The organism is Vibrio sp. SCSIO 43132 (assembly GCF_019904195.1).
Taxonomy (GTDB): Bacteria; Pseudomonadota; Gammaproteobacteria; order Enterobacterales; family Vibrionaceae; genus Vibrio; species Vibrio nigripulchritudo.
The window spans coordinates 677,973-701,705 of sequence record NZ_CP063200.1; the positions used below are offsets into that span (position 1 = coordinate 677,973).

Annotated in this window: 25 protein-coding genes; 18 read left to right on the plus strand and 7 right to left on the minus strand. The window is 46.1% G+C overall.

Features of this window, described 5'->3' with window-relative positions:
• Position 1 precedes the first annotated feature (1 nt).
• Positions 2 to 757: a substrate-binding periplasmic protein gene (locus tag INR79_RS21150; RefSeq protein WP_262415456.1), complete on the minus strand. Its 756-nt coding sequence runs from the start codon at positions 755 to 757 to the stop codon at positions 2 to 4.
• A gap of 158 nt (positions 758 to 915) precedes the next feature.
• Here INR79_RS21150 and INR79_RS21155 point away from each other — a divergent pair, with 158 nt between their 5' ends.
• Both INR79_RS21155 and INR79_RS21160 read left to right on the plus strand, forming a co-directional pair.
• A complete protein-coding gene (locus tag INR79_RS21155; protein ID WP_022590943.1) occupies positions 916 to 1,689 on the plus strand; it encodes a ferredoxin--NADP reductase in 774 nt (257 codons plus the stop codon).
• Between the two features lie 35 nt (positions 1,690 to 1,724).
• Positions 1,725 to 2,345, plus strand: coding sequence for a hypothetical protein (locus INR79_RS21160; RefSeq protein ID WP_223099689.1), 621 nt, complete (start codon positions 1,725 to 1,727; stop codon positions 2,343 to 2,345).
• Here the strand turns inward: INR79_RS21160 and INR79_RS21165 are convergent.
• Positions 2,342 to 3,052, minus strand: coding sequence for a Crp/Fnr family transcriptional regulator (locus INR79_RS21165; protein ID WP_223099691.1), 711 nt, complete (start codon positions 3,050 to 3,052; stop codon positions 2,342 to 2,344). The genes INR79_RS21160 and INR79_RS21165 overlap by 4 nt on opposite strands.
• Before the next feature lie 188 nt (positions 3,053 to 3,240).
• Between INR79_RS21165 and INR79_RS21170 the strand changes: the two genes are divergently transcribed.
• Positions 3,241 to 4,041 carry a class I SAM-dependent methyltransferase gene (locus INR79_RS21170; RefSeq protein WP_223099693.1) on the plus strand — a complete coding sequence of 267 codons (801 nt, stop codon included), beginning with the start codon at positions 3,241 to 3,243 and terminating at the stop codon, positions 4,039 to 4,041.
• A 54-nt stretch (positions 4,042 to 4,095) separates the two neighbouring features.
• Here the strand turns inward: INR79_RS21170 and INR79_RS21175 are convergent, their stop codons facing one another.
• On the minus strand, positions 4,096 to 5,025 hold the full coding sequence (locus INR79_RS21175; protein ID WP_223099695.1) for a DUF3179 domain-containing protein: 930 nt from the start codon (positions 5,023 to 5,025) through the stop codon (positions 4,096 to 4,098).
• A 165-nt stretch (positions 5,026 to 5,190) separates the two neighbouring features.
• On the opposite strand from INR79_RS21175, the gene INR79_RS21180 reads away from it, so the two are divergent.
• The 10 genes from INR79_RS21180 (at position 5,191) to map (ending at position 13,143) form a co-directional block, all read left to right on the plus strand.
• Entirely contained in the window at positions 5,191 to 6,300 is a 1,110-nt protein-coding gene (locus tag INR79_RS21180) for an ABC transporter substrate-binding protein (RefSeq protein WP_004407399.1), read from the plus strand.
• Between the two features lie 3 nt (positions 6,301 to 6,303).
• Entirely contained in the window at positions 6,304 to 7,371 is a 1,068-nt protein-coding gene (locus tag INR79_RS21185; RefSeq protein ID WP_223099697.1) for a FecCD family ABC transporter permease, read from the plus strand.
• Positions 7,371 to 8,138, plus strand: coding sequence for an ABC transporter ATP-binding protein (locus INR79_RS21190; protein WP_022596056.1), 768 nt, complete (start codon positions 7,371 to 7,373; stop codon positions 8,136 to 8,138). Before INR79_RS21185 ends, INR79_RS21190 begins: the two co-directional genes overlap by 1 nt.
• Positions 8,139 to 8,156: 18 nt before the next feature.
• Positions 8,157 to 8,942 (plus strand): nicotianamine synthase family protein, encoded by a 786-nt coding sequence (locus INR79_RS21195; protein ID WP_022560927.1) that lies wholly within the window; start codon positions 8,157 to 8,159, stop codon positions 8,940 to 8,942.
• Positions 8,942 to 10,228: an opine metallophore biosynthesis dehydrogenase gene (locus tag INR79_RS21200; protein ID WP_223099699.1), complete on the plus strand. Its 1,287-nt coding sequence runs from the start codon at positions 8,942 to 8,944 to the stop codon at positions 10,226 to 10,228. The genes INR79_RS21195 and INR79_RS21200 overlap by 1 nt, the downstream gene beginning before the upstream one ends.
• 11 nt (positions 10,229 to 10,239) lie before the next feature.
• Positions 10,240 to 11,121, plus strand: coding sequence for a DMT family transporter (locus INR79_RS21205; RefSeq protein WP_223099701.1), 882 nt, complete (start codon positions 10,240 to 10,242; stop codon positions 11,119 to 11,121).
• A 72-nt stretch (positions 11,122 to 11,193) separates the two neighbouring features.
• Positions 11,194 to 11,604 carry a GNAT family N-acetyltransferase gene (locus INR79_RS21210; RefSeq protein WP_223099703.1) on the plus strand — a complete coding sequence of 137 codons (411 nt, stop codon included), beginning with the start codon at positions 11,194 to 11,196 and terminating at the stop codon, positions 11,602 to 11,604.
• Positions 11,601 to 12,041 (plus strand): bifunctional diaminohydroxyphosphoribosylaminopyrimidine deaminase/5-amino-6-(5-phosphoribosylamino)uracil reductase RibD, encoded by a 441-nt coding sequence (locus INR79_RS21215; RefSeq protein WP_223099705.1) that lies wholly within the window; start codon positions 11,601 to 11,603, stop codon positions 12,039 to 12,041. Before INR79_RS21210 ends, INR79_RS21215 begins: the two co-directional genes overlap by 4 nt.
• Positions 12,042 to 12,173: 132 nt before the next feature.
• On the plus strand, positions 12,174 to 12,380 hold the full coding sequence (locus tag INR79_RS21220; protein ID WP_004407380.1) for a ParD-like family protein: 207 nt from the start codon (positions 12,174 to 12,176) through the stop codon (positions 12,378 to 12,380).
• A complete protein-coding gene (gene map / locus INR79_RS21225; RefSeq protein WP_022560932.1) occupies positions 12,373 to 13,143 on the plus strand; it encodes a type I methionyl aminopeptidase in 771 nt (256 codons plus the stop codon). The genes INR79_RS21220 and map overlap by 8 nt, the downstream gene beginning before the upstream one ends.
• 29 nt (positions 13,144 to 13,172) lie before the next feature.
• On the opposite strand, the gene INR79_RS21230 is transcribed toward map, so the two are convergent.
• A complete protein-coding gene (locus INR79_RS21230; protein WP_223099707.1) occupies positions 13,173 to 13,529 on the minus strand; it encodes a YibL family ribosome-associated protein in 357 nt (118 codons plus the stop codon).
• A gap of 180 nt (positions 13,530 to 13,709) precedes the next feature.
• Positions 13,710 to 17,678, minus strand: coding sequence for a hybrid sensor histidine kinase/response regulator (locus INR79_RS21235; RefSeq protein WP_223099709.1), 3,969 nt, complete (start codon positions 17,676 to 17,678; stop codon positions 13,710 to 13,712).
• 165 nt (positions 17,679 to 17,843) lie between these two features.
• Here INR79_RS21235 and INR79_RS21240 point away from each other — a divergent pair, with 165 nt between their 5' ends.
• Together INR79_RS21240 and INR79_RS21245 are read left to right on the plus strand one after the other, a co-directional pair.
• Positions 17,844 to 18,968: a hybrid sensor histidine kinase/response regulator gene (locus tag INR79_RS21240; protein WP_223099711.1), complete on the plus strand. Its 1,125-nt coding sequence runs from the start codon at positions 17,844 to 17,846 to the stop codon at positions 18,966 to 18,968.
• 18 nt (positions 18,969 to 18,986) lie between these two features.
• Positions 18,987 to 19,475: a GNAT family N-acetyltransferase gene (locus tag INR79_RS21245; RefSeq protein ID WP_223099713.1), complete on the plus strand. Its 489-nt coding sequence runs from the start codon at positions 18,987 to 18,989 to the stop codon at positions 19,473 to 19,475.
• A gap of 42 nt (positions 19,476 to 19,517) precedes the next feature.
• Here INR79_RS21245 and INR79_RS21250 read toward each other — a convergent pair whose 3' ends face one another.
• Positions 19,518 to 20,135 carry a LysE family translocator gene (locus INR79_RS21250; RefSeq protein ID WP_223099715.1) on the minus strand — a complete coding sequence of 206 codons (618 nt, stop codon included), beginning with the start codon at positions 20,133 to 20,135 and terminating at the stop codon, positions 19,518 to 19,520.
• Positions 20,136 to 20,311: 176 nt separating this feature from the next.
• On the opposite strand from INR79_RS21250, the gene INR79_RS21255 reads away from it, so the two are divergent.
• Entirely contained in the window at positions 20,312 to 20,971 is a 660-nt protein-coding gene (locus tag INR79_RS21255) for an HAD family hydrolase (RefSeq protein WP_223099717.1), read from the plus strand.
• Between the two features lie 60 nt (positions 20,972 to 21,031).
• On the plus strand, positions 21,032 to 21,457 hold the full coding sequence (locus tag INR79_RS21260; protein ID WP_223099719.1) for an RNA-binding S4 domain-containing protein: 426 nt from the start codon (positions 21,032 to 21,034) through the stop codon (positions 21,455 to 21,457).
• Positions 21,458 to 21,490: 33 nt separating this feature from the next.
• On the opposite strand, the gene dsdA is transcribed toward INR79_RS21260, so the two are convergent.
• Positions 21,491 to 22,810, minus strand: coding sequence for a D-serine ammonia-lyase (gene dsdA / locus INR79_RS21265; protein WP_223099721.1), 1,320 nt, complete (start codon positions 22,808 to 22,810; stop codon positions 21,491 to 21,493).
• A gap of 167 nt (positions 22,811 to 22,977) precedes the next feature.
• On the opposite strand from dsdA, the gene INR79_RS21270 reads away from it, so the two are divergent.
• On the plus strand, positions 22,978 to 23,607 hold the full coding sequence (locus INR79_RS21270) for a class I SAM-dependent methyltransferase (protein ID WP_223099723.1): 630 nt from the start codon (positions 22,978 to 22,980) through the stop codon (positions 23,605 to 23,607).
• Positions 23,608 to 23,733 lie beyond the last annotated feature (126 nt).

Sequence of the window (23,733 nt, forward strand, 5' to 3'; positions counted from 1 at the left end):
TTTAATATTCATAAACGTTGAACTCTTTGAGCAGGGCGTCATAAGTGCCATCTGCTCTCAATTCACTCAATCCTTTGTTAAAAGCGTGCACCACTTCCTGTCCGTCTGGAATGTTTTTGGACACGAGCAGGTAAAGAGGGGAACGGCTGAGTGGCGGCTGAATGTAAACCACATCATCCAGTTTGCTGTGGCTCAGTGCTCTGGCTTCGTAACGGAAGACTGCGAAGGAAACCGCGATCATATCGACGCGTTCGCGAAATAGCTTCCTTACATTCAGAATCTGATTTGAAGCCTCTTCTTTGGTGAGGTAATCCGCACTGTCAAACTCTTTCCCGTTTGCCCAGCCTAAGCTGACTCCGATTCGATAAGGCTTCAAATCCTCTAGCGATTCGTAGTGCTTCACGCCCAATTTATTTAGTGCGACTAATCCAACATCTACATTGAAAATCGGGTCGCTGTAGAAATACTTTTCTGCACGCTCTTCGGAGTAATAACCGCCCATTGCGACATCGTATTCTCCTTTTTCTACGACTGCGAGAGCCCGTTTCCACGGAGTGAATCTTATGCTGCTCGAATAGTGAGAACGCAGAAATGCTTCCTGCACTATTGCAGTCACAACACCATTTCTTTTGAGCTCAGAGCCGTAGAAAGGTGCCCAGTCTACCGTCACCATTTTTACGGTTCTGGCATGAGTACCAACAGAAAAAAATGAGCATGCGAAAATAAAAGCGATAAATAAGGGTCTAATAACCAACATAACGTGTGTTCCGGGTTCTTTGTTTTTTTAGTAAGTATAGGAGCTGGTTAAAAAACGTACTTGCGTTTTGTATGTGGTGCAGGTAAACCTAAGGTAACCGCAATCGGCGAAAAGTCGCTTTTGTGGTCAGTAGATAAACACCAGACTGGGAGGTGTGAATGCAAGATGTTCCGCACGGATTAACAGAAGGAATAGTTACTCAACGTGTTGATTGGACAGACAATATGTTCACGATTCAGGTGCAGGCGAGTATCGAATCTTATGTGGCAGGTCAGTTCACCAAACTTGGATTAAAGATCGATAACGAAGACTGGGTGCGCCGGGCATATTCAATGGTGAACTCACCTAATCAACCTCAAGGTCCCGATTTTCTTGAATTTCTTATCATCTCAGATTCCGAAGGTCAGCTTTCTCCAAAGCTCTTTGAATTGCAGGTCGGCGATTCAGTTTATGTCGATAAACGACCTTCCGGTTTTATGATAATGAGCGAGATCCCTGAGTACGCGAAAGAGCTCTGGTTCCTATCGACGGGTACAGCGGTGGGTCCATTTCTTGCGATGCTGGAAGATAAAGAAGAGTTTGATAAATACGAAAAGGTGGTGCTGGTTCATGCAGTTCGCGCCAGTCAGGAGCTGATTTATCAGGATAAGATCGCAAAGGTCCACCACGATCTGGGTGGCAAGTTTATGTATGTTCCCGTGGTATCCCGAGAAGATAACCCTCAAGCCCTGAGAGGGAGAATTCCAAAGTTGTTATTGAACGGGGAGTTATTGCAGGCGACCAACTTAGATTTGGATTCCAGTAAGAGCTTCTTTTACCTGTGTGGCAACCCAGCTATGGTGAAAGACACATCAGAAGCGCTAAAAAAACTGGGATTTGAAAAACACTTACGTCGCAAACCTGGACATTTCAGCTACGAAAATTACTGGTAATTTAGAAAAACGATGAAAACTCAGCGAGGGAATGCATGAACATTGACAGGCTTAAGGCGGCAGAGACAGACTTTTTGATTCGTGTGCCGGGAGGGTTTAACAGTCCGGAGATGATCGAGATTGGCAAAAAGCACAAAATGGATCAGATGATCGCGCAGGCGCAGGAGGCATTCAGCGAGGAAAAATTTACGGATGCTCAGGGCACTGCGGAAATGATGACCAAAATGGTCAGTCGCTCTTCCATGGTTTCAATGTTTGAAAAACCAAAATTCCGGGATTACGTCAAAGCCATGACTCATCAGGAACGAGAGGCTTTAGCTTACTCCTTGAAAGACATACTTCATGGCGATCAGGAGTACGGTTTTAACACCATGCTGGACTTACTCAGACCTGTAAAGCTTGCCAAATGGTCGCTGGTCACCATCTTGCCTAACTACTATGCACCGCTGGATGAGGTGTTTGTAAAACCCACCACTGCCAAGGGTGTGATTAAGTTTTTTGAGCTGAAAGGGCTGGAATACAAACCTGCACCTACCTGGGATTTCTACCAAGAATACCGCAGGCAGATTTTAGAAATGCGCAAACACGTCAGTCAGGATCTCTCCCCTAACAACGCGGCATTCTGTGGTTTTCTGATGATGACCATGGAGAGCTAAGCTCCCGGTTTCTCACTCAATTCCGAAGATATCGAAAAGATGTCTGGAGAAAGATCAACGTGTTCACAAAGGGTAGGAATATCTTCGATTTCTATCCAATGCCCCGTCTCTCTGATGTACCCCTCATCCTTGAGTTTGGTGAGGGTGCGCGACAGGGTTTCTGGTGTCATTCCCAATTGAGTTGCCATCAGCTTCTTAGAAGCCGGTAAGGGGATTTTTCCTTCGTACTTCGCCGCTTCTTTTCGATATATCTCAGCGAGTTTCATGATCAACCTTTGCGGTGCACTTACTTGTGTGAGGATATCAACGGTATTCATTAGCTCGTGGATTTTGTTAGACATGAAGTGCATTGTTTTGAGCGAAATTTCAGGTTCGCTGGTGAACACTCTTGCCACATCTTTGTGATGAAACAGCGATAAAGTGGTGTCCTGATCTACTCGCGCGCTCATCGGGTACTGGCGCGGATTCATAAACATGGCCATTTCTGCTATCCATCCACCCGACATAAACACTTTAAAAAGCTTTTCATCGCCATTGGGCATCAACCGAAACAGCGAAACTTTGCCTTTTTCCACCCGAAACATGTGTTTTGCCTGATCACCCCGCTCAAACAGCACAGCACCCGCTGAGTAAGTTTTTTCTTTTCGGCAGCTGAGCAGGTCGGATTTTTTCTCGCTATCCAGCAGAGAAAGAATGGTGTCGGGCATTTTGGTTACCTCAGATTGATGATCGTCAAGCGCGGATCAAAGTCGTTTATTATAGATTGTAAATAACAATCATTATCAAAAGAAGGGGCGGCTACATGGAAAGTATCAGTGCACCATTTCGCTGGATCGCCATCATCTCTTTTTTGTTATTCCTACTTTCTATCATAGTTTTTACCTAGGAGCGCCAAATGACCGAAAGAACTGTTATGCCGGGCGAGGAAAGATCCGTCGATAAAATGCCCGGTCACTGGGTGTTAGCGCGCTTAGGAAAGAAAGTATTGAGACCCGGAGGCAAAGCGCTGACCGAGAAGATGATCGACTCGCTCAGCATACGATCATCAGATTTTGTGGTGGAATTTGCGCCCGGATTGGGCTTTACCGCCAGGTTGTGTTTGTCTCGGAATCCGGCGTCTTATACGGCAATTGAACAGAACGAACAGGCGGCTGAACTGGTGCGGCGTTATCTGGCTTCACCCAATCAACAATGTCTGGTGGGAAACGCACAGTCGACCGATCTGGATCAGGAATCGGCTTCCGTTGTGTATGGAGAAGCCATGCTGACGATGCAGCCTGAACCGAGAAAGTCAGACATCATCGGAGAGGCAGCTCGCGTTTTGGAAAGTAATGGTCGTTACGGAATACACGAACTCTGCTTAATGCCAAATGAAATTGATGAAGATCTGAAGCGTGAAATTCAACGAGACATCGCTCAGGCAATTCAGGCACCAGCAAAACCCATTACCCCCGAAGAGTGGGCTGAGCATTTGCACTCTCATGGATTTAAAATTCAGGCTACACACCTCGCCCCTATGCACTTGCTGGAATCTAAGAGAATGATCGACGATGAAGGGTTATTGGGGTTCTTGAGGGTGCTTAAAAACTTAATTCTGGATAAGGAGGCACGTAAAAGGGTGATAGGGATGCGAAAGGTATTTCGTAAGCATCGACAGCACCTTGGAGCAATCAGCATTGTCGCAATAAAAGAGTAAAAGAACAAAAGACGAAAGAGTATAGCGGAGGCAATGTTGCCTCCGCATTTTGTTCTATTTTTGGTAAAGCTCGGTTTCTGGATAGAACGCCTGCCAAGCGAACCAGAACACCATCACCGATGGAATCAGGTTTCCATTGCTGTCTTTCACGACAGGGTGGCGTGCATTTTTCTGATAACGCACCTCAAGTTTTTTGCCGCCTAAGGTGTCGCTAAATTCTGGGTTATTCTCTAATTCTGATATTGGATAGGCTTTGGCTTTCCCATCCACAATCACGCCAACAACCCATTCTTTCTGAGACAGTTCATCGCGAGTATTAGGGACAGGAAACATTGGGGTGTCAGACGCGAAATAGCGGGCGTATGCCTGACCAAAATAATCTCGGTGGAATCCGGTATCCAGAGATAGGACTTCGCCATTTGGGTTTCTTTCCTTCCACGCTTTCCAGGTCATGTGCTGCGAAGGCATCCACTTAAGGCGTGTGCCTGCTTCTTTGCCGCTAACGGACGTTAAACCTAGCTGTGTCCATAGCGACTCAGTTTCACGATCGTACATTAAAACGTCGCTTCTATAGAGCAATCCGGACACGCCAAAGCTTCGTGCTTTGCCGTTCACTCTTGCATCAAAGACCATCCCGGTGCCGCAAAGTGGGCAGTAGGTCACCGCAAACGGTGTTCCTTTGATTTGGTCGTTTACTATCTCATGCCACACCAAAATTCGGGTGGGATAGGCGCGAGCAACGCCATCGATTTCCACTCCAAGCACTATGTCATCATTTTGCAAATAGTCGACCTTGCTCGCAGCAATGAAATTTGGTTCATCGATTGATGGAATGCCGTCTCGCGGTGGTCCACCGTGCAAAATTTCGCTGGTTTCAATGGTGGCATCAGAGAGCTCAAATCCATTGAGTGAGTATGCATTTGCCTGAATAATCAAGGTAAACCACCCAATTAGCAGCACCGTCCCTAGTGTAGAAAGCTTCATAACCGTATCCTCGACGCTATTTTATCCTAGAGAGAGACCGTACAAATGACGGTGAAATTTCATGCTTTTAGCTATTGATAATTGTTCTCAATTCCATTACCTTGCGTGCCGTTGTGATGTTATACAATAACACTTTAATTAATAAACACAGTTGGAGATAGGTTAATGAAAGGACGTTTTTTGAAAGCACTTGGTGTAGCTGCTTTGGCTTTAGGCAGTGTTACGAGCGCTTTTGCTGACATTCATTTCAAGGACGTAATCGGTAGGGACATACATTTAGAAAAACCAGCAGAGAGCATTTTCCTAGGTTTTTATTTTGAAGATTATCTGGCGATTGCTGGACCAGATGCATACAAAAAGGTATCTATTTTCCCTCGTCACTCTTGGAAAGATTACCGCCAGTCTCAGTGGGAAACTTACAGCAAAATCATTCCTGAACTAGAAACTATCGTTGATTCTGGTTCCATCTACACAGGCACATTTGATTTTGAAAAACTGCTGTCGACTAAGCCGGATGTGGCATTGGTTGCGGCATGGCAATACAAGTCTCTTGGCGAAAAAGTTGAGATCCTTGAAAAAAGCGGAATCAAAGTTGTTGTTGTGGACTTCAATGCTCAAACGCTTGAAAAGCACGTAACCAGTGCTCGTGTTATCGGTAAAGTGATGGGCACAGAAAAGCGTGCTGAAGCGATTGCGACAGAATACGAAAATACAGTTAACGACGTAAAACAACGCGTTGCAAAGTACCTGAAAAACCACGATGCACGCCGTGTGTATGTTGAAATTGGTACCGGCGGTCCAAATGAGTTTGGCAAGTCTTACTCTAACGCGATGTGGGGTAACATCCTGAACATGGCGGGTGCGGATAACATCGCAAACGGCAAATTCAAAGGTTCTGCTCACCTGACTCCTGAATACGTACTGAGCAAAGATCCAGAAGTTATCTTTGTTTCCGGTGCTCACTGGGCGAAGCACAGCGACAGTGCATTGCTTGGTTTTGGTACCACAATGGAAGAAGCGCAGGCAAGATACCGTCCATACCTGAACCGTGCTGGCTGGAAACAACTGACAGCGGTTAAGAATGGCGACGTTTACGGCATGTATCACTCAGGTACTCGTACAATTTACGATCACGTATTCCTGCAATACCTGGCGAAATCTATCTACCCAGAAGCGTTTAAAGACGTTGACCCTAAGAAGTCGCACCAGAACTTCTTTAACAACTACATGCCGCAAGCTCTTAAAGGTACTTTCATGATTCAGGTGGAAGGCTAAGTCATGAGCGAAGCGGTCAAAGCGTCGTTGCCGTCTGATCTTAGTTCAGGCAGCGGCATCTATCAGCGAATGCAAAAGCGGCGGATCAAAGTTCTGCTGGCGACATTGCTGGCGGTGGGCGTTTCCGTTTTATTCGATATTGGTACTGGCTCATCGTGGCTAGGTGTGGATCAAGTTGTTGAGGCGCTCTTAGGCGGACCGTCTGGTGACAGCTTATCAACGACCATTGTCTGGCAGCTTCGGCTGCCAGTTACTCTCACCTGTATTGTGGTTGGTGCATCTCTTGGTCTGGCTGGTGGTCTGATGCAGACCTTACTTGCCAACCCGCTAGCAAGTCCCTATACCCTTGGTGTTTCTGCCGCAGCCGGATTCGGTGCTGCGCTGGCATTACTGTCAGGCTTTTCTGTCTTTGGTCTTCATTGGTTAGGCGTACCATTTGCTGCGTTTGTCACCTCTGGACTCGCGAGCATGGCGATCTACATGATAGGTCGAAGCCGAAACATGGATGCCAAAGTACTGATACTTGCCGGTATCGTTGTGCTGTTCTTTTTCCAGGCGTTGCAGTCTCTGGTTCAGTATCTGGCTTCCCCGGAAGTGTTACAGCAGATTGTATTCTGGCTGTTCGGCAGCCTGCTTAAAGCAAGCTGGTTGTCCTTCTTTGTTTCCGGAGCCATTTTGCTTTTTGGTCTTGCGTTTGCCTTGCCTAAGGTGTGGGCGCTGACGGCTCTGTCTTCGGGTGAAGAGCGCGCACAGGCTCTGGGCATTAATACCAGCAGACTCAGGTTACAAATGTTCCTGCTGTGTTCATTGCTAACAGCGGGTGCGGTTTCGTTTGTCGGAACCATAGGATTTATCGGTCTGGTTGCCCCTCATTTAGCCAGAATGCTGGTGGGTGAGGATCAACGTTTCTATTTGCCACTGGCAACCTTTATGGGCGCACTACTTCTTTGTGCTTCGTCCCTTGTTGCTAAGCTGATTGTGCCGGGCACCATCATCCCGATTGGTATTGTCACCTCTTTGGTGGGCGTACCGTTTCTTCTTTATTTGCTGGTAAGCAGGAGGTTTAGCTAATGAAGTCGCTTTCAATAGAAAATCTTGCCGTAACAGTCGGGCGAAAGCCTGTTTTGAAGAAGGTAGAAGCGAGCTTTAGTGGCGGAGAGTTTTCCGCCATTTTAGGACCGAATGGCGCAGGTAAAACCACATTACTCAAAGCCATTATGGGCATCATGCCTTACAAGGGTAAGGTAAGTTCACGTGGCAGAGACGGGCAGGCGATACCACCCAAGTCTTTCTCATATCTCTGCCAACTCAATAAGTCTTCCAGTCAATTAACTGTGATTGAAGTGGTGTTACTGGGCTTAGTTCATCAACTGAGCTGGAACATTACCTCTGAGCAGGAACAAAAAGCGGAAGCCATTCTTAATGATTTAGGTCTGATTCATCTTGCGACAAGACAGTTTTCTCAGCTGAGTGGCGGTCAGCAACAGCTCGTATCGTTGGCACAAGCGCTGGTTTCTGAGCCAGACGTATTGTTGCTGGATGAACCAACAAGTGCCCTGGACCTCAAACATCAGGTTCAGGTTTTAGACCTTGCTCGTCAATATACCCGAGCAAAAAACACCATCACCATTGCAGTGCTGCACGATCTGTCTCTTGCTGCTCGCTACTGCGACCATCTTCTGTTACTGGACGATGGCGTGGTGCAACACAGCGGTAAGCCAGACGACGTGCTCGATTCTGAAAAACTCAGCCGGATATATCAGGTACATGTGGACGTAGGTTGTTGCATACATGGGCACACTCACGTAACCCCAGTTCGAGCTCTCGAAACTGAGTAAGCATTATCAGGATTTACTATGACAATGACTAGCAGGCACTATCAATTATTAGTTGCCATATCTACCTTTGAATCTCAAATTCATACATTAACCAATTACAGCATTGAAAGTTGCGAGTGTTTTACGCTTTTGCAGGAAAAACTGGACGAGCTCTGCTCCTGGATTCTGCAGGAAAAACAGCAGACGATCAGTGATGAACTCGGGTTTAACCCAGAGCATGATCGTCAGGTCAAACGGCTGCGTGAAACTGCGGTAAAAGCGTTGTGTATGCTGGAAAAGCACCAGTCTCAATGTGCCAGAGAGCATCAGCTCAGCGTCAGTGAATACTTATGTCAGCTTTCTGAAAACGCACAAATTGAACTGCGAAGTGCGGGAATTGAAAACCACTCCCGAGTGTTGTTTATCGGTTCAGGCTCTTACCCGCTTTCAGCGTTTACTATCTCTCAACTGACGGGTGCCGTGGTTCATGGTATCGACATTGACGAGCAGGCGGTCGCGCTGGCAAATCAGTTAGATTCGTCTCATTTGTCTACCACCTTTGGGTGTCAGGACTTGATCACTGAATTTGAGTCCTTTCGCCCGACTCATGTTGTGGTGGCTTCTCTGGTTGAACATAAATGGGAACTGCTCAACCAACTTAAACCTTATCTTGATTGCTCTCACCGTGTATTGGTGCGATTTGGTAACGGTTTGAAATCGGCGTTCAATTACCCATTCAACCCTAACCTGATGGAAGGCTGGGATACGCAGTTGATTCACAACAAAGCCGCGGTATATGACACCGTGTTGATGGGGAGAACGTAATGGCAGCATCATTAGGCAGAGTACTCATTGCTGGTGCTGGTCCGGCAGCGTTTCAGACCGCCAGAATCATCAAGAATCAGTGCGAACAACTTGGTATCGTCAACCGTTCTTCAAAGCGATGGCAGCCAATGTTTGAATGTCTGAACAGTGAAGGTTCGGCGCAGGTGATTGCCGCAAAACCCTCTTTGGAGCCACTCGCCGGACAAGTTAAGTTCGATCTGGTGTTTGAAGATTTAACGGCAACGGATGGTCAGTGGGATACCTTGGTTCTCGCGACACCGTCTCATGCCTATTCAGACGTACTGGCGGCGTTGCCTAAATCTTGTCTGGGGTCTGTAAAACAAGTGATGCTGATTTCCTCCTTGTTTGGTGGTCACAAGCTGGTGAAAGGCTTTTTTGCAGAACTGGGTTTAGCGCCGAATGTGCTGGTGTTCTCCAATTACTTTGCTGCAACCAAATTCAGTGCCAGTGAAGCTGGTGTCAGTGTGACAACCAAAGCAGCGAAAAAGCGTATCTATGCTTATTCCAGCGCTTATTCGAGCCAAAGTGGATGTGCGGTGCTGAATTTGTTGGCTCAAACGTTAGCGGAAGTGGGTGTTGAAGTCGTTGAGCTAGACAATGGATATAGCGTAGAGGGGAGAAACATCACTTCTTACGTTCACCCCGCGTTTTTCATTACTCCTTTCTCTCTCAATCACATTCTGAGTGACTCGGGAGACATTAAGTACATGTACAAGCTGTTCCCAGAAGGGCCAGTTACGACAGAAACCATCCATACTCTGGTTGAGCTGTGGCGGGATATTTCGACATTAACGCAGCACTTTGACGGAACACCGTTTAACTTGCTCCAGTTCCTGAATGACGACAACTATCCCGTGCACCCGGAAACCATTCGTCGTGATCAAATTGATCAGTTCATGTCCCTTAGTGCCATTGAGCAGGAATACCTGATTTATGTCCGATACAGCGCGATTCTGATCGACCCGTTTTCTACGCCAGATGCAAATGGTCGCTACTTCGATTTCTCTGCGGTGCCTTACGCGAAAGGCAAAGTAGAGAATGGGAAGTTACATCTGCCTCGTGTGCCCAAAGAGGACTTACAGACTCTGTACTGGTTTAAAGCACTGGCGGACGAGCAGGGAATTGAGCTCCCGACGGTGAATCGTGTACTTGGCATATTCGAGTCCTGGTTGAGTGAACATGACCTTCCTAACCATTTAGTTGAAGAATTTCACACTCAGGCGAGCAACTGCCTTCACTGGGTGAGACGATCGACCGATCTTTAGAGGAAATCATAATGAATAAAGGTGTGGCGTTAGCCATATTTTCTGCGTTTATTTTTAGTGTGATGAACGCACTTATCAAAGCGGCCAGTTTAACCATTCCCAGCTCTGAAATTGTCTTCTTCCGAAGTGTCATTGGTACAGTGCTGATTCTGGGTCTGATGTGGCAGGCAAACGTCCGTTTTTCAACCTCTGGGGTTCCGCTACTGGTGCTGCGCGGTCTGTTTGGAGCTTTCTATCTTCTGGCATTCGTCTACACCATTGTACACATTCCTTTGGCGGATGCGGCAATTCTGGCGTACTTGTCTCCGTTCTTCGTGATATTGCTGTCCAGTCTGGTTTTGGGAGAAAAACTCCCCAAAAAAGCGGCGTTTCTGTTGCCTACCGTGCTGGTCGGGGTGGCGTTAGTCGTGAATCCGTTCAACTTCGATTCGTTTAACATCTACGCTCTTGCGGGTGTGGCGAGTGCGTTGTTTGCGGCGGGTGCCTCCATCACTATTCGTCATCTGAGCAAAAAGCATCACACCTACGAGATTGTGTTCTACTTCCTGTTCACCGCTATGCTGGTGTCGGGTTACCTGATGAAAGACGAGTTTGTCATTCCACAAGGTATTGCCTGGGTTTACCTGATTGCCATTGGTGTGGTTTCTTTAATTGGACAGATTTTCCTGACCAAGGCGTTTACCCATGAAAACGCAGCGGTAGTCGCGGTAACGCGTTATATCGGTCTTGTTTTCAACGTGCTTTGGGGCGTTATCTTCTGGAACGAAATCCCGGACTGGATGACCACACTGGGTGGAGCCACTATCGTTGTGGCGTGTATTGCACTTTCCTGGAAGAAGCAGCCAGCCAAACCAGCAAACGAAGAACCAAAACCAGCAGACGCTAAAGCGTAGCTTGAGTATAAGACATTGAATTGCCTCTCATTCACGCTATAGTTAGCAAAAACATGGAATGTAGGGGCAGAAATGAAAATAGTTAAGCTGGGGTGGCAACAGACCATCCCTGTGCGACATGAGGTACTTTGGCCAGATATGCCACCAGACTTTTGTCATGTGCCGGGCGATGAAGATGCGCTGCACTACGGTGTGGAAGTCGATGGCAATATTGTTTGTGTAGCGTCCATTTTTATTGATGCGGTGGCAAAGTCCGCAAGGCTGCGTAAGTTCGCCACTCTAATTGAACATCGTCATCAGGGATATGGCAGCGCTGTCATTGAATATGTGCTCAACCAGTTACCTGAGCAGGGCATTGAATATTTCTGGTGTGATGCTCGTGAGTCTGCCATGGATTTCTACACCAAGTTTGGCATGTCTGCCGAGGGTGATGCTTTCTATAAGTCTGGAGTGGAGTACTACAAGATGGGGCGAAGCTTATGACCGATGGTTCTGTTCACGAGCAATACATGAGAAAAGCGCTTGAGCTTTCCAAACAGGCGCTTCCAGGCTGCCGACCTAACCCCCCAGTGGGCTGTGTGTTTGTGAAAGATGGGGAGATAGTAAGCGAAGGTTTCTCTCAACCTCCGGGGAATCACCATGCAGAGGCTGGAGCAATTGCCAGATACAAAGGATCGTATGATGGGCTGGTAGCTTACGTCACGCTTGAACCCTGTTCTTTTCAGGGTCGAACGCCTTCTTGTGCCAAAGCACTTGTTAAAGTCAGACCCGTTAAAGTGTATGTCGCTATTCTGGATCCGGACACTCGTAACAGTGGTGCTGGGATTAAAATTCTTCAGGATGCCGGTATTGATGTGGAAGTAGGGCTGTGTGGTGAAGACGTGTCCAACTTTCTCGAACCCTACCTGATAAAGAACTGAATCAAACGTTAATCTTGACCGGATATGGATATTAAAGCCGCCTCATAAAGAAGCGGCTTTTTTATCGAATTAATGCTACATTTATACGAATCATATATATTTCGCATATAAAACGTATAAAGAGAGCAGATTATGGGAATTGTTAAGATTGGCGATGAACTGCATGAAGAGATCCGAAGATCCAGCAGTGTTATGAACCGCTCCATTAATGCGCAGGCTGAATTCTGGATAAAGATGGGTAGGCTGGCAGAGCTGAACCCGACAAAAACTTTTCAGGAATTGATTCTAGAGCAGATGCACCAGGTGCCTGCTGAACTTAAAGGCGTGATTAATGAGTAGTGTACCGATTAAGACGGAGCAGGAAATCGAATGGATGCGTGAGTCTGGTCGATTGCTAGCAAAGGTGTTTACCTACCTCGATAGCAAAATCGAGCCGGGTGTCTCTACTTATGACATAAATGAGTGGGTAGAAGAGTATATTTTTGAAGTGTTGGATGCGCGCCCCGCCAGCATCGGGCAATACGATTATCAATACGCACTGAACAGTTCGATTAATCACGTCGTCTGTCATGGTATTCCAAACGAAAACGACATCTTACAAAACGGTGACATCGTTAATATTGACATCACGCTTGAGAAAAATGGGTTTATTGCGGACTCCAGTAAAATGTACGTTATGCCGGGGGCATCACCTCAGGCTCATCGCTTAGTCAAAGCAACCTACGATGCCTTGTGGAAAGGTATTGAACAGGTTAAGCCGGGAGCGACACTGGGGGATGTAGGGCATGCGATTCAGAGTCATGCTGAAGAAATGGGCTATACCATAGTTCGGGAGTATTGCGGACACGGGATTGGGCGTGAAATGCATGAAGACCCTCATGTACTGCATTACGGTCGCAAACGCTCTGGGTTGAAACTGAAAGCTGGTATGACGTTTACCATCGAGCCGATGGTGAATCAGGGTACTCACCGAACTAAACTGAAATCGGATGGCTGGACGGTGATCACCAAAGACAGAAAACTCTCTTCACAGTGGGAGCATACTGTTTTGGTGACCGAGACAGGCTATGAAGTGCTGACTTTGCGCCCTGATGAGGTTTAAACCCTATCTCTTGAATTAAGCTCCGAAGATTAGAATTTTTTCGGAGCGTAGCCAGTCATTGCTTGCAGTTTCAGTTCCTTACCCAGTTTTGTCATTGGATGGACGACAACCAAGCCTTTCACCGATTTCTTCAGTTTCCCCATATCCGCTTGTTCAGCTTTGGTGATTTCACGAGAGAATGGCATGTTAAGCAAGTTTTTACGCTCTTTGTTCATGTCGTATTGCTGCTTGTGCTTCATCGAGTTCGCTTTTTTACTCAATTTTTCTATTTCATCAGCGAACTTTGAAATCATTGCCTGATCACCGCGCCCTTTCGCCGCATCTAATTTACGCTGGCAGTTGTTTATACGGTTGTGAAGCTTTTGAAGTTCTTGCTTTAGGCTCATGGTGATCATCTCATTGAAAACAGAAAGGGCGGCGAGTGTAGCATAAGCTTCCACTACTGCCCTAGCTATAAATGCTCGTGTCTTTCACTGGAAGAAAGACGAGAGGGTTTAGTTTGTCCGTGAGGTCGAAATCACAAGGTGTTTTGTTATCTAAAGAGAGCCAAGCTTATCGGTTTCAGATTAAATCGACTGTCTGAGCCTTGCCAGCATGTCGGCGGCTTGATCAAACTGGAAATTATCCAGCAGCTCGCTCATTTCATTCAAAGGTGAAGAATCCGCCAGTTGATATTTCTGCAATTCCTCGACAATCGTCAGTGCTTCAGTATCGGCTTCCAGTAGCGCAGTGTTTAACTGTTCCAAAAGCTTATGAAAGCTACTGTCGATAGCAATTTTGTCCTGAGGTTTTTCTTCCGTTTCTTTGATTTGGGAATTCACCATTTCTACAAACGCCATCATCTTCTTCACATCATCAGTTGCAGGGGGTTCGCCACCTTTGATTTGTTTTTCCATGAATCGCGACATCTGGTGAATATAGTCGACCGAAAGATTGGCAGAGGCTCCTTTGATGGCGTGCAGTTTGTCCTTCGCCTGATCCAGTTCCTGATCCTGAATCATCGCGAGCAATTCCTTCAGATCAGATTCCTGTGATTTAAAGAATCGTTTCAGCGTGGAGAAATAAATCTCCGTATTACCGGAAAGACGCTTCAAACCACCTTCGAGGTCAATACCTTCCACTTCTGGGAATGTATGTTCGCCGTTCAAGTTGGCAGCCTTGTTGCTGTTCCCGTTCATCTCGATGGAACCCGCACGTTCCGCACTTGATGGAGCCGCATTGGATTCTTTGCCATTTCGGCTTTGCGTAAATTCGCTGATTTTTGCCAACAGGCTCGGTACATGTATGGGTTTGGCAATGTGCGCGTTCATACCCACATTCATGCAGCTTTCGACGTCTTCACGCATGGCATTTGCCGTCATGGCCAGAACGGGTAAGGTCTTGTCATCGTATATCTTGCGAATCTCTTTCGTGGCTGTCAGGCCATCCATAACAGGCATTTGCATGTCCATAAGGACAACATCGAAAGTATTGCTGTCCAGCATCTCCAGTGCTTCTATACCATGATTAGCGATGCTGACCTGTGCCCCTTCATTTTCAAGAATAGTGGATGCAATTTCTTGGTTAGTGATGTTGTCTTCCACTAACAGAATGCGAGTGCCTGAGATGTCGTGAACCACTTCTGGGGATTCTGCTGCTTCTTTAATCTCTTCTTTGCTGATGTAACTGCCAAGCGTATCGACGATGGTATCAAGAAGATTCGATGGATTAATGGGTTTCAGCACTAAGCCATCAATAATGTGCCCGTACTGGTCATTGAAATCGAGCTGATTGCCGTATGCGGTGATCAGAATCATCTTCGAACCGGGGCTGAGATCGTGCTTACGAATGTGTTCGATGGTCTGGATGCCATCCATTTCGGGCATTTGCCAGTCAACCAACAGCAAGTCGTATTGCTTCTGTGCCTCGTCGAGGATGTGGAACGCATCACTAGCATTGGATGCCACATCAACTTCAAACATCATATCCGACAACATACTGGCGACAATAAGCCTTGCGGTATCATTGTCATCAATAACCAATGCGCGTTTGTGCTGAGTGATGAGGTAGCGTTCTTTGGTTGGTCGCTCTTCTCCAATATCAAGCTCTAACTCGAACCAGAAATGCGATCCTCTGCCGTAATAGCTGCTGACCATGATCTCGCCACCCATCAGTTGAATGAGTTGCTGTGAAATGGACAGCCCGAGACCGGTTCCTCCATATTTACGGGTAGTAGAGGTATCACCCTGACTGAACGCCTGGAAAAGGCCAGACATTTGTTCTGGTGTCATGCCTATACCCGTATCCTCTACTGAGAATTTGAGCACTGCGCTTGATTCATTCCTAGATTCTTCTGATACCGTAACGATAACTTCACCACTATCGGTAAACTTAACGGCATTTCCGGCAAGATTGATCAACACCTGACCCAGTCTGAGCGGGTCACCAATCAGTTGGTTAGGAATGTTCGGTGAGACGTTAAAAATCAGTTCAATGCCTTTATTTTCGGCTTTAACGGACAAAACGCTGGCAAGGTTATCGAGTACCTTGTCGAGGCTAAAATCGGTGTTTTCAATTTGAAGTTTGCCCGCTTCGACTTTGGAGAAGTCCAGAATGTCGTTAATGATGCCCAGCAGTTGCTTACTGGAGTAATCAATTTTCTCAACATAATCGCGCTGCTTTTCACCGAGATCCGAAGACAGAACAAGGTGGGTCATCCCCATTATGGCGTTCATTGGCGTACGGATTTCATGACTCATGTTGGCAAGGAAATCACCTTTGATCTTGCTGAGCTTATCGGCAGATTCTTTAGACTCAATCAGGTCGCGTTCAAGACGTTTGGTTTCCGTGACATCCATAAAGGTACCAACGATACCCATGATGCCATTGTTCTGATCGTAGAACGGTGCTTCGTAAACAATGAGATTTCTGTCTTCACCTTTCCCATTGGTCAAAACCATTTCAAACTGCAGGCGTTTTGTCCCCTGAAGCAGTTCCAGTTCGTAACGTTTGAGTACATGAACCGTGTCTTCGTTAAACAAGTCTTCTATGTGGTTGCCCAAAACATCTTCCACTTTGAGTTCCATAAACTCACAGAACTGCTCATTTACACCAAGGTATTCGCCTAAGCGATTCCGGTAATACGTCGGGTTCGGAATGGAATCAATAATGTGCTGGTTAAGCTCTAACTGGCGTGTCACTTCCTGTTCGGTTTCTTTTTGTTGCTCGATGTTCAGACCAAGCTGGAACGCGATGCTAAAGTTTTCAACCAGCTCGTTCAAAATACGAAGGTTATTACCTGTCAGCTTGTTTACTGTACCAATCTGGAGCACGCCAAGTGGTTTATTGTTTGCCTGAATTGGGAATGCATGAAGCTCCAATAACTCAACTGTCATGTCACCCATGGCAAGTTTTAACGGCGTTTCTTTTTTGGCTTCCACCACCAGATGAGCACCGCTTTCTAAGCAGTAATAAGGGAAAGTGTGGCTATCGGGAGTCGGGTCGAACAAAGTACCAAAGTTGTCGATAGCGACTAAGTCACCGCTTTTGTTCTGGTAAAAGGTGATTAGCGGGAAAGAAAAATGGGTGCTTAAGAATTGCTTCGTTGCTGAGATGACTTCTTCTAACTGCTCTTTACCGCGAATCACGTCATTGTAATTCTGGACGGTTTGCCCAATTCGTAATTCGTTTCTCAGGTTGAATAGCAGGGAATTAATCGCACTGGAAAAGTCACCCAAGTCGCCTTTCACTTTTTCGCTTAGGGTAAAATCGTAATCCTGATCATTCACCTTAGAAATCACCTGATTCTGCATTCTTCCCAGAGGTGCGATATAGACGCTCCACAAGAGAAGGAAAGAGATCATCAGGAAGAACCCTAACATCAACACGCCGAGCAGCATCAGATTGGAGCTGGTTCCCACCATGTCTGCCGCGTTCTTATGTTCCACTGCCAAGCGGTCAATACTGGAAAGATAGGCAGTTTCGATGGCAGACATGATCTTGGATTTCTCATCGAAGTAGGTTTGTCCGTAAAGGAGGTCCAGCGCATTGCGCCTGCCTTGAGCAGTGGCGAGTTCAATTTGTTTAAAGGCTTCTTCTTCCAGTTTCACCAGTTGATCCGAAGTAGCGAGCGCCAAGGCGAGGTTGTTCACTTCGGTTTCGGACATACCCGCTTTATTGATTCGTTGAAGGAAGGTGTCGCCTACAAAACCGGGTTCGAGTGAAAACTGAAGGTTATTTTCGGTAGCGATGACATCCCAGTAATCGTATTCATGCCCCGGTGGGAGAGGGGCTTTGCCATTTCGCACGTCAAGCACTCGCTGGAAGAGCTGTTTCCATTTTGTGTCACCTGTGACGGCATAGGCACGAGCAAATTTGGTCAAATTATCAGAACTTTGCTTAAGTTCATTCCCCATTTTGATGAGTTCTGACTGTTGTAAGAGTATTTTTTCTTCTTCACTAAAAACATCTATCGTCCTGTTAGCCACAAAAATGATGCTAATGTTCACAACAAACATTAGTAAAAACAGTAGGCTAAACAGTGTTTTCATTTTCATTGGCGACACCAGGAGACATCTTGTACACATCTTTACTTAGCATAGTTAACAATGTGCACTTTACCCAAGAAGACAACTGTTTGATTTCAGAAATTTTAATTTGGCTCAATAACTCTCAATTTCCTCGTCTATACTTGAGTAAAAAACCAAGGTTTTGCGGGATATATGTACGAACTTTTGATTGTTGATGATGTAGCAGAAAATTTGCGGATGTTGCAGTTGATAATGCAGCAGCCGGAATATCGAATTCGAGCTGCAACCAGCGGACAAATTGCGCTAAAACTGGTTGAGAAGCAGAAACCGGATTTGATCATATCTGACATTAAAATGCCGAGAATGTCTGGGATTGAGCTGTGTAAAATCCTGAAAGAGAACACAGACACCAGCGATATTCCGGTGATCTTTGTCAGTGCGTTTACCGATGTGGAAAGCATAGTTGAAGCGCTCGATTCTGGGGGTGTGGACTACATTTCGAAGCCTTATCGCCCGCAAGAAGTTCTGGCGAGGGTAAAGACTCAACTTTCCCTGCGTGAAGCTCAAAAGAAACTTCTTAAAAAAGAGCTCACATCTGCTCTTAACAATTTGGTTGTCGGTGTTGCAAACGAGATTAACACCCCTCTGGGGACCAGTATCCTCACTTCCACACACATGAAAGAAACAATTTTGAGCTTTGAACAACAGTTCAGAGAGCAAAAGATTACCAGCGCGAAACTTAAAGACTTCATTATCTTCTGCCATGACAGTGTTGACCTAAACTTAAACAACCTGAATCGCGTTGCGGACATGATGGAGATGTTTAAGTCGATTTCAGCGACAGATAACGAGCTGGATATTGAAGAAATCAGCCTGATAAAAGTGATAGAAAAAGTGATTGCCCACTATCATGGCAAGCTCGCAGAATCCGGCATTATGGTGAAGCTGGACGGCGATCAGGAAACCCTGAAAACCGACCCTAAACTGCTGGGTATTGTATTCAATAACCTGATAGAGAATTCACTGGTTCACGCTTACAACGGAACCGATGAGAAGCGCAATATTCATCTTGCCTGGCAAAAAACAGGGCAGCATCTTACTATAACTTACTGGGATAATGGGGTCGGTGTGGAGCAGGAAGCGCTTTCTGAAGTCATTCGACCTTTCTATACCACAAAACGCGGGCGTGCTGGTCATGTGGGCTTGAGTGCGACCGTCGCAGCCAATATTATTAATTCATCTTTAGCCGGAAGCGCCAAACTTTTATCCGATGAGCGCGGTCTGGTGTGGCAAATTCAACTTCCATTCGAATTGTAGTATACGGCTGGAGTGCCTATGACTTATTCCGCAGCCATTCGCTGTTCTTTTATGAAAGCGACGAAAAAAGACCTACCCGCTGTTAATGCATTGATCCAAGACTCCAAAGCTTCCTGGGGCTACGAACCAGAGCTGCTTGCTTTGTGGAGGGAGGGTTTGACCATCCGAGAATCTCACCTAAGTGAACGAGAGCTGTATAAGGGGTTGACGCCAGACGGGCTGATTTGCTGCGTCTATTCGTTCAGTAAAACCACAGATGGTGTATTCGAGCTGGAAGACTGCTTCGTTGAACCAAGGTTTCTTGGGCTAGGGTTGGGGCACCAAATCATGGCAGATCTGCTTGCTCGGCTTAATGAGCTGGGGGCCAAGAAAGTAATTATCGTTGCCGATCCTAACGCCGTAGGCTTCTATCGAAAATACGGAGCAAATCAGGTGGGAACTTATCCATCGATTCCTGAAGGGCGGCAGTTGCCCGTGTTAGAAATTGAAATGCATGAAAAAGGCTGAGATATCTCAGCCTTTGCTTTTCTAAATTACCGCGAGTTCAGGTTAGTTTTCACTTAAAGCGAGTTTGGCACCCAGACCAGCAAAACTGGCGGCGAAGGTTTTCTGCAAATAGCTGATTGCGCGCTTAGACTGAGTAACGTACTGACTCACAGTATTGGCCAACAACCCGTACCCAATAAAGACAATAAACGTCATCAACATAAATACACTTCCAAGAATAAGCATGCTTCCTAGGGTGGAGCTGCTGTCAGCCGGGACAAACTGAGGCAAAAATGCCAAAAAGAAGAGAGAGAGTTTTGGATTCAGGATGTTGATTAAGCATCCCTGAATGGCAATTTTTTTGAAGCTGACTTCGTTTGATTTGGCGAAGGTCATTTCACCTTCTGAGCTAGAGCGCCACATTCCCCAGGCAAGATACAACAAGTAAGCTACACCAATGTATTTCACTACCTGAAAGGCGAGGGCGCTGGTGTGTAAAATGGCGCTTAGCCCGAGCACACAAGCCAGCAGCGCAGGTATGATCCCTAGTGTGCAACCAAAGGAAGCGGCGATACTGGCTTTTCTACCCTGAAACAAACCTGCAGAAATTGTGTAAATCACGCCCGTACCCGGAATCAACACCACAATGAGCGAAGTGAGCAAAAATTCCATACTTATCATCTGATTTTCCTTAAATTATTTTCTACTAACTTACCTTATTTCGGGTTAGTAGTTTCTTTATATCCCGACTAACTTTTTTTTAATTTTTGTTGGTATTTTTTTAACAACTTGGTTACCATTTATACGTTACTGAAGCGGTAACAAGCAATGACAATTTGGATAGCAAGGAGGGAATATTGGACTATCAAACCATAATTTTTGATTTTGACGGAACTATCATAGAGCCCCGGCAAGGCTTCATACGGTCCATAAATTATTCGCTGCAAGCACACAACTTCCCCAGTTACCCCGAGCAGCAATTAATAAACTACATCGGCCCCCCGCTAGACCTGACCTTCTATGACATCACCAAACAAAACGACCCAAAACTCATACAATCCTTAGTAGACAAATATCGCGAACGTTATTCCGAAGTCGGATACAAAGAAAACTCTCTTTACAGTGGTATAACCCACGCTCTCAAAACTCTTCATCAATCACAACAATTCTCCATTGGCTTATGCACATCCAAACGGGCTGATTACGCCAGTCAAATTTTGGAACTGCATGGTATTCGAGATCTTTTTGACTTTGTAGACGGTGCGGATATCGGCACCGAGAAGTGGCAACAATTAGAAGCATTAAAAGCCGAAGGCGTCATTTCTGAAAAGTCACTTATGGTGGGTGACCGAGCGGTAGACTTAACCGCCGCCCATAAAAATGGTTTGAAGAGTGCCGGGGTATTGTGGGGCTATGGTTCCAAGCAAGAACTAACCGCAGAAAACCCAGCTCACTTGTGGAGTAAGCCTGAAGAGATTTTGAAACTGCTGGAGCATAAATGCTCTGGTTGCCACTAATGTCCACACATCTTGGTAAAAATCGTTACAATGTCGCGTCATGTCTAGTGAGAACCATTAATGAGTGAAGAAATTGAAGTAGAAGCGCTAGGGGTAGAGGTCGCGTCTCAGCCAATAGAGCTCTATAAAGTGTTAAAGATTGCCAATGCAGTCAGCGGTGGTGGTGAAGCAAAGTACGCTATTTCAGAAGGCTATGTTGCTGTGAATGGTGAGCTGGAAACCCGCAAGCGTCGAAAACTGTATGACGGTGACTTGATTGAGTTCAATCAGGAATACTACGTTGTGATTTGCGATGCGCCTGTCACTGTAGCTGAACCCAAACCAGCAAAACAGGACAACCGCAAAGCCGAAGCCCCAAAAAACAAAAAGCCAGCTTCTGGTAATAAAAAACGGGCAAGCCATAAATCGGCAAATAATGGGAAAGCAGAGAAGAGCACTAACGTTTCCCGCGATGGGCAAACTGGTCGTGGCTCTATAGAGTTTTGATCTGAACACCGCTAAACGAGCCAACTGGCTCGTTTATTCTTTACTCAAATATTTTTCCATCTCTTCCTTCGGCACCATGCCGCCACCTGTCGCCCAGACCAAATGCGTTGCGTTTTTTAGCTTATTCGCATCAATACTAATCTGCTTTTGATACTCGCGGTTTGAGATGACATGTGAAGGTCCAGCCATCCCTGCCAAAGCGGATGGTTCGAGTTGAATGTTTTCCGATTGGTTGAGCAACTTTAGCAGGCGATACATATGTTCATCCGAAAGGGTATAGAAACCGCCCAGAAGGCGTTCCATGGCTTTTCCTACAAAGCCGGAAGCTCTGCCTACTGCCAATCCGTCTGCAGCGGTAATGTTATCAATCCCCAAATCTTGTACGGCAACCTTATCATGTAGCCCAGTGTGCACACCAAGCAGCATGCAGGGTGAATGGGTGGGCTCTGCAAATATACAATGAACATGATCGCCAAACGCCATTTTTAAGCCGAACGCAACACCACCTGGCCCTCCGCCTACACCGCAAGGTAAATAAACGAATAGTGGGTGGTTTTCATCGGGTGCGATACCTTGCTCTTCGAATTGTTTTTTAAGTCGTTCGCCTGCCACGGAATAGCCCAAAAACAGAGTCTGGGAATTCTCATCATCAATAAAGAAACAGTTGGGATCTTGCTCTGCTTCTTTGCGCCCTTGTTCCACAGCGACTCCGTAGTCCTGCGCGTATTCAACAACGTTTACTCCATGACTTCGGAGCTTGTCTTTTTTCCACTGACGGGCGTCCGCCGACATGTGCACTGATACCGAGAACCCCAGTTTAGCGCTCATGATTCCAATGGATAGCCCAAGATTCCCAGTAGAACCGACCGCAATGCTGTGCTGGCTGAAGAATGATCGGAACTTGTCGGTATTAAGTACTCGATAGTCGTCTTGATAAGTGAGAAGACCCGCCTCTGTTGCGAGCTTTTCGGCATGAGTGAGTACTTCATAAATCCCACCTCGTGCTTTAATGGAACCTGAAATGGGAAGATGACTGTCTTTCTTCAGCAGAACAGTACCGGGAAACTCTATTCCATACAGATTGCTCAATTCCTTTTGCATACAAGGGATAGCGACCAGTTCGGATTCAATAATTCCCCCTTTCTGTGCAGTTTCAGGGAACACTTCAGCCAGATATGGAGCAAATCTTTCCAATCGGTCGCTGGCGGCTTTTACCTCCTTATCGTTAAGCCCAACGTATGGCAGAGCTACCTCTAGGCTTGTGGCTTTTGGATTTGCCCAAAATACCTCTTCCAGATCCACCAACTTTTTCAGCAATGGGTAACGTTGAATTAACTGATGGGGATTTATCATGGTTTTTCCCTGAACTCTCTGTTGAATCATGTCGTCGAGGTTATTAAAACGCCTTCGATTCTTAATGACAAATGATGATTCATCACGTTTGTGTGAATTCAGTTCAACTAACAGATCTCGGTATCGCGTACATTCAAACAAGCACACGCGCCAGATAAGGACGGTTTATGAAAAATGCAAAAGATTTCTGGAATAAAAGTGCCCCTAAATACGCTAAGCGCAAAGTAAGAGATGAAGCGGTTTATCAGAAGAAACTGGCGATTACGCAAGACTACTTCGACAAAGACTGGAATGTTTTAGAGTTCGGTTGTGGTACGGGGACAACCGCGATTACTCACGCACCTTTCGTCAATCATATCTTAGCGATAGATATTGCCGAGACGATGCTGGAAATTGCCAGAGACAAAGCGCAACAAGCCGACGTAGAAAATATAGAGTTCAAAGAAGGAACACTTGCCAGCACTGGTCTTCAGCCAGCAAGCTTCGATGCGGTATTGGGTTTAAATGTGATGCACTTAATGGAGAATCTGGAAGACGAGGTAAAGCGAGTTTATGAGCTGCTCAAACCCAATGGCATTTTTGTTTCCAGTACGGCGTTAATTGGACAGTTAAATATGCTTTGGCAACTCGTCATTCCTGCCATGCAACGTTTAAATCTTGCACCATACGTCAACCGTTTCACCAAAGATGAACTGTGCACAATCCTGCTTAATACCGGGTTCTCAATTGAATATGAATGGCAACCTGAGAAGGATTCGGTATTTATCGTGGCAAGAAAGCCGGATTCAGAGTCATAGAGTCATTCTCTTGTTTGAAAGAAGAATACCCATGGGCGCGTTTATCGCGCCTTCTCATTTATCACTCGTTCTCATCAATACACAGAGTGATTAAACCTACCAATCGTTGCCTTAAGTAACAAATTC

Excerpts from the sequence above, each read along its gene's own strand:
- INR79_RS21150 (WP_262415456.1), bottom strand. The coding sequence starts at position 757 with ATGTTGGTTATTAGACCCTTATTTATCGCTTTTATTTTCGCATGCTCA.
- INR79_RS21155 (WP_022590943.1), top strand. The coding sequence starts at position 916 with ATGCAAGATGTTCCGCACGGATTAACAGAAGGAATAGTTACTCAACGT.
- INR79_RS21160 (WP_223099689.1), top strand. The coding sequence starts at position 1,725 with ATGAACATTGACAGGCTTAAGGCGGCAGAGACAGACTTTTTGATTCGT.
- INR79_RS21165 (WP_223099691.1), bottom strand. The coding sequence starts at position 3,052 with ATGCCCGACACCATTCTTTCTCTGCTGGATAGCGAGAAAAAATCCGAC.
- INR79_RS21170 (WP_223099693.1), top strand. The coding sequence starts at position 3,241 with ATGACCGAAAGAACTGTTATGCCGGGCGAGGAAAGATCCGTCGATAAA.
- INR79_RS21175 (WP_223099695.1), bottom strand. The coding sequence starts at position 5,025 with ATGAAGCTTTCTACACTAGGGACGGTGCTGCTAATTGGGTGGTTTACC.
- INR79_RS21180 (WP_004407399.1), top strand. The coding sequence starts at position 5,191 with ATGAAAGGACGTTTTTTGAAAGCACTTGGTGTAGCTGCTTTGGCTTTA.
- INR79_RS21185 (WP_223099697.1), top strand. The coding sequence starts at position 6,304 with ATGAGCGAAGCGGTCAAAGCGTCGTTGCCGTCTGATCTTAGTTCAGGC.
- INR79_RS21190 (WP_022596056.1), top strand. The coding sequence starts at position 7,371 with ATGAAGTCGCTTTCAATAGAAAATCTTGCCGTAACAGTCGGGCGAAAG.
- INR79_RS21195 (WP_022560927.1), top strand. The coding sequence starts at position 8,157 with ATGACAATGACTAGCAGGCACTATCAATTATTAGTTGCCATATCTACC.
- INR79_RS21200 (WP_223099699.1), top strand. The coding sequence starts at position 8,942 with ATGGCAGCATCATTAGGCAGAGTACTCATTGCTGGTGCTGGTCCGGCA.
- INR79_RS21205 (WP_223099701.1), top strand. The coding sequence starts at position 10,240 with ATGAATAAAGGTGTGGCGTTAGCCATATTTTCTGCGTTTATTTTTAGT.
- INR79_RS21210 (WP_223099703.1), top strand. The coding sequence starts at position 11,194 with ATGAAAATAGTTAAGCTGGGGTGGCAACAGACCATCCCTGTGCGACAT.
- INR79_RS21215 (WP_223099705.1), top strand. The coding sequence starts at position 11,601 with ATGACCGATGGTTCTGTTCACGAGCAATACATGAGAAAAGCGCTTGAG.
- INR79_RS21220 (WP_004407380.1), top strand. The coding sequence starts at position 12,174 with ATGGGAATTGTTAAGATTGGCGATGAACTGCATGAAGAGATCCGAAGA.
- map (WP_022560932.1), top strand. The coding sequence starts at position 12,373 with ATGAGTAGTGTACCGATTAAGACGGAGCAGGAAATCGAATGGATGCGT.
- INR79_RS21230 (WP_223099707.1), bottom strand. The coding sequence starts at position 13,529 with ATGAGCCTAAAGCAAGAACTTCAAAAGCTTCACAACCGTATAAACAAC.
- INR79_RS21235 (WP_223099709.1), bottom strand. The coding sequence starts at position 17,678 with ATGAAAATGAAAACACTGTTTAGCCTACTGTTTTTACTAATGTTTGTT.
- INR79_RS21240 (WP_223099711.1), top strand. The coding sequence starts at position 17,844 with ATGTACGAACTTTTGATTGTTGATGATGTAGCAGAAAATTTGCGGATG.
- INR79_RS21245 (WP_223099713.1), top strand. The coding sequence starts at position 18,987 with ATGACTTATTCCGCAGCCATTCGCTGTTCTTTTATGAAAGCGACGAAA.
- INR79_RS21250 (WP_223099715.1), bottom strand. The coding sequence starts at position 20,135 with ATGATAAGTATGGAATTTTTGCTCACTTCGCTCATTGTGGTGTTGATT.
- INR79_RS21260 (WP_223099719.1), top strand. The coding sequence starts at position 21,032 with ATGAGTGAAGAAATTGAAGTAGAAGCGCTAGGGGTAGAGGTCGCGTCT.
- dsdA (WP_223099721.1), bottom strand. The coding sequence starts at position 22,810 with ATGATAAATCCCCATCAGTTAATTCAACGTTACCCATTGCTGAAAAAG.
- INR79_RS21270 (WP_223099723.1), top strand. The coding sequence starts at position 22,978 with ATGAAAAATGCAAAAGATTTCTGGAATAAAAGTGCCCCTAAATACGCT.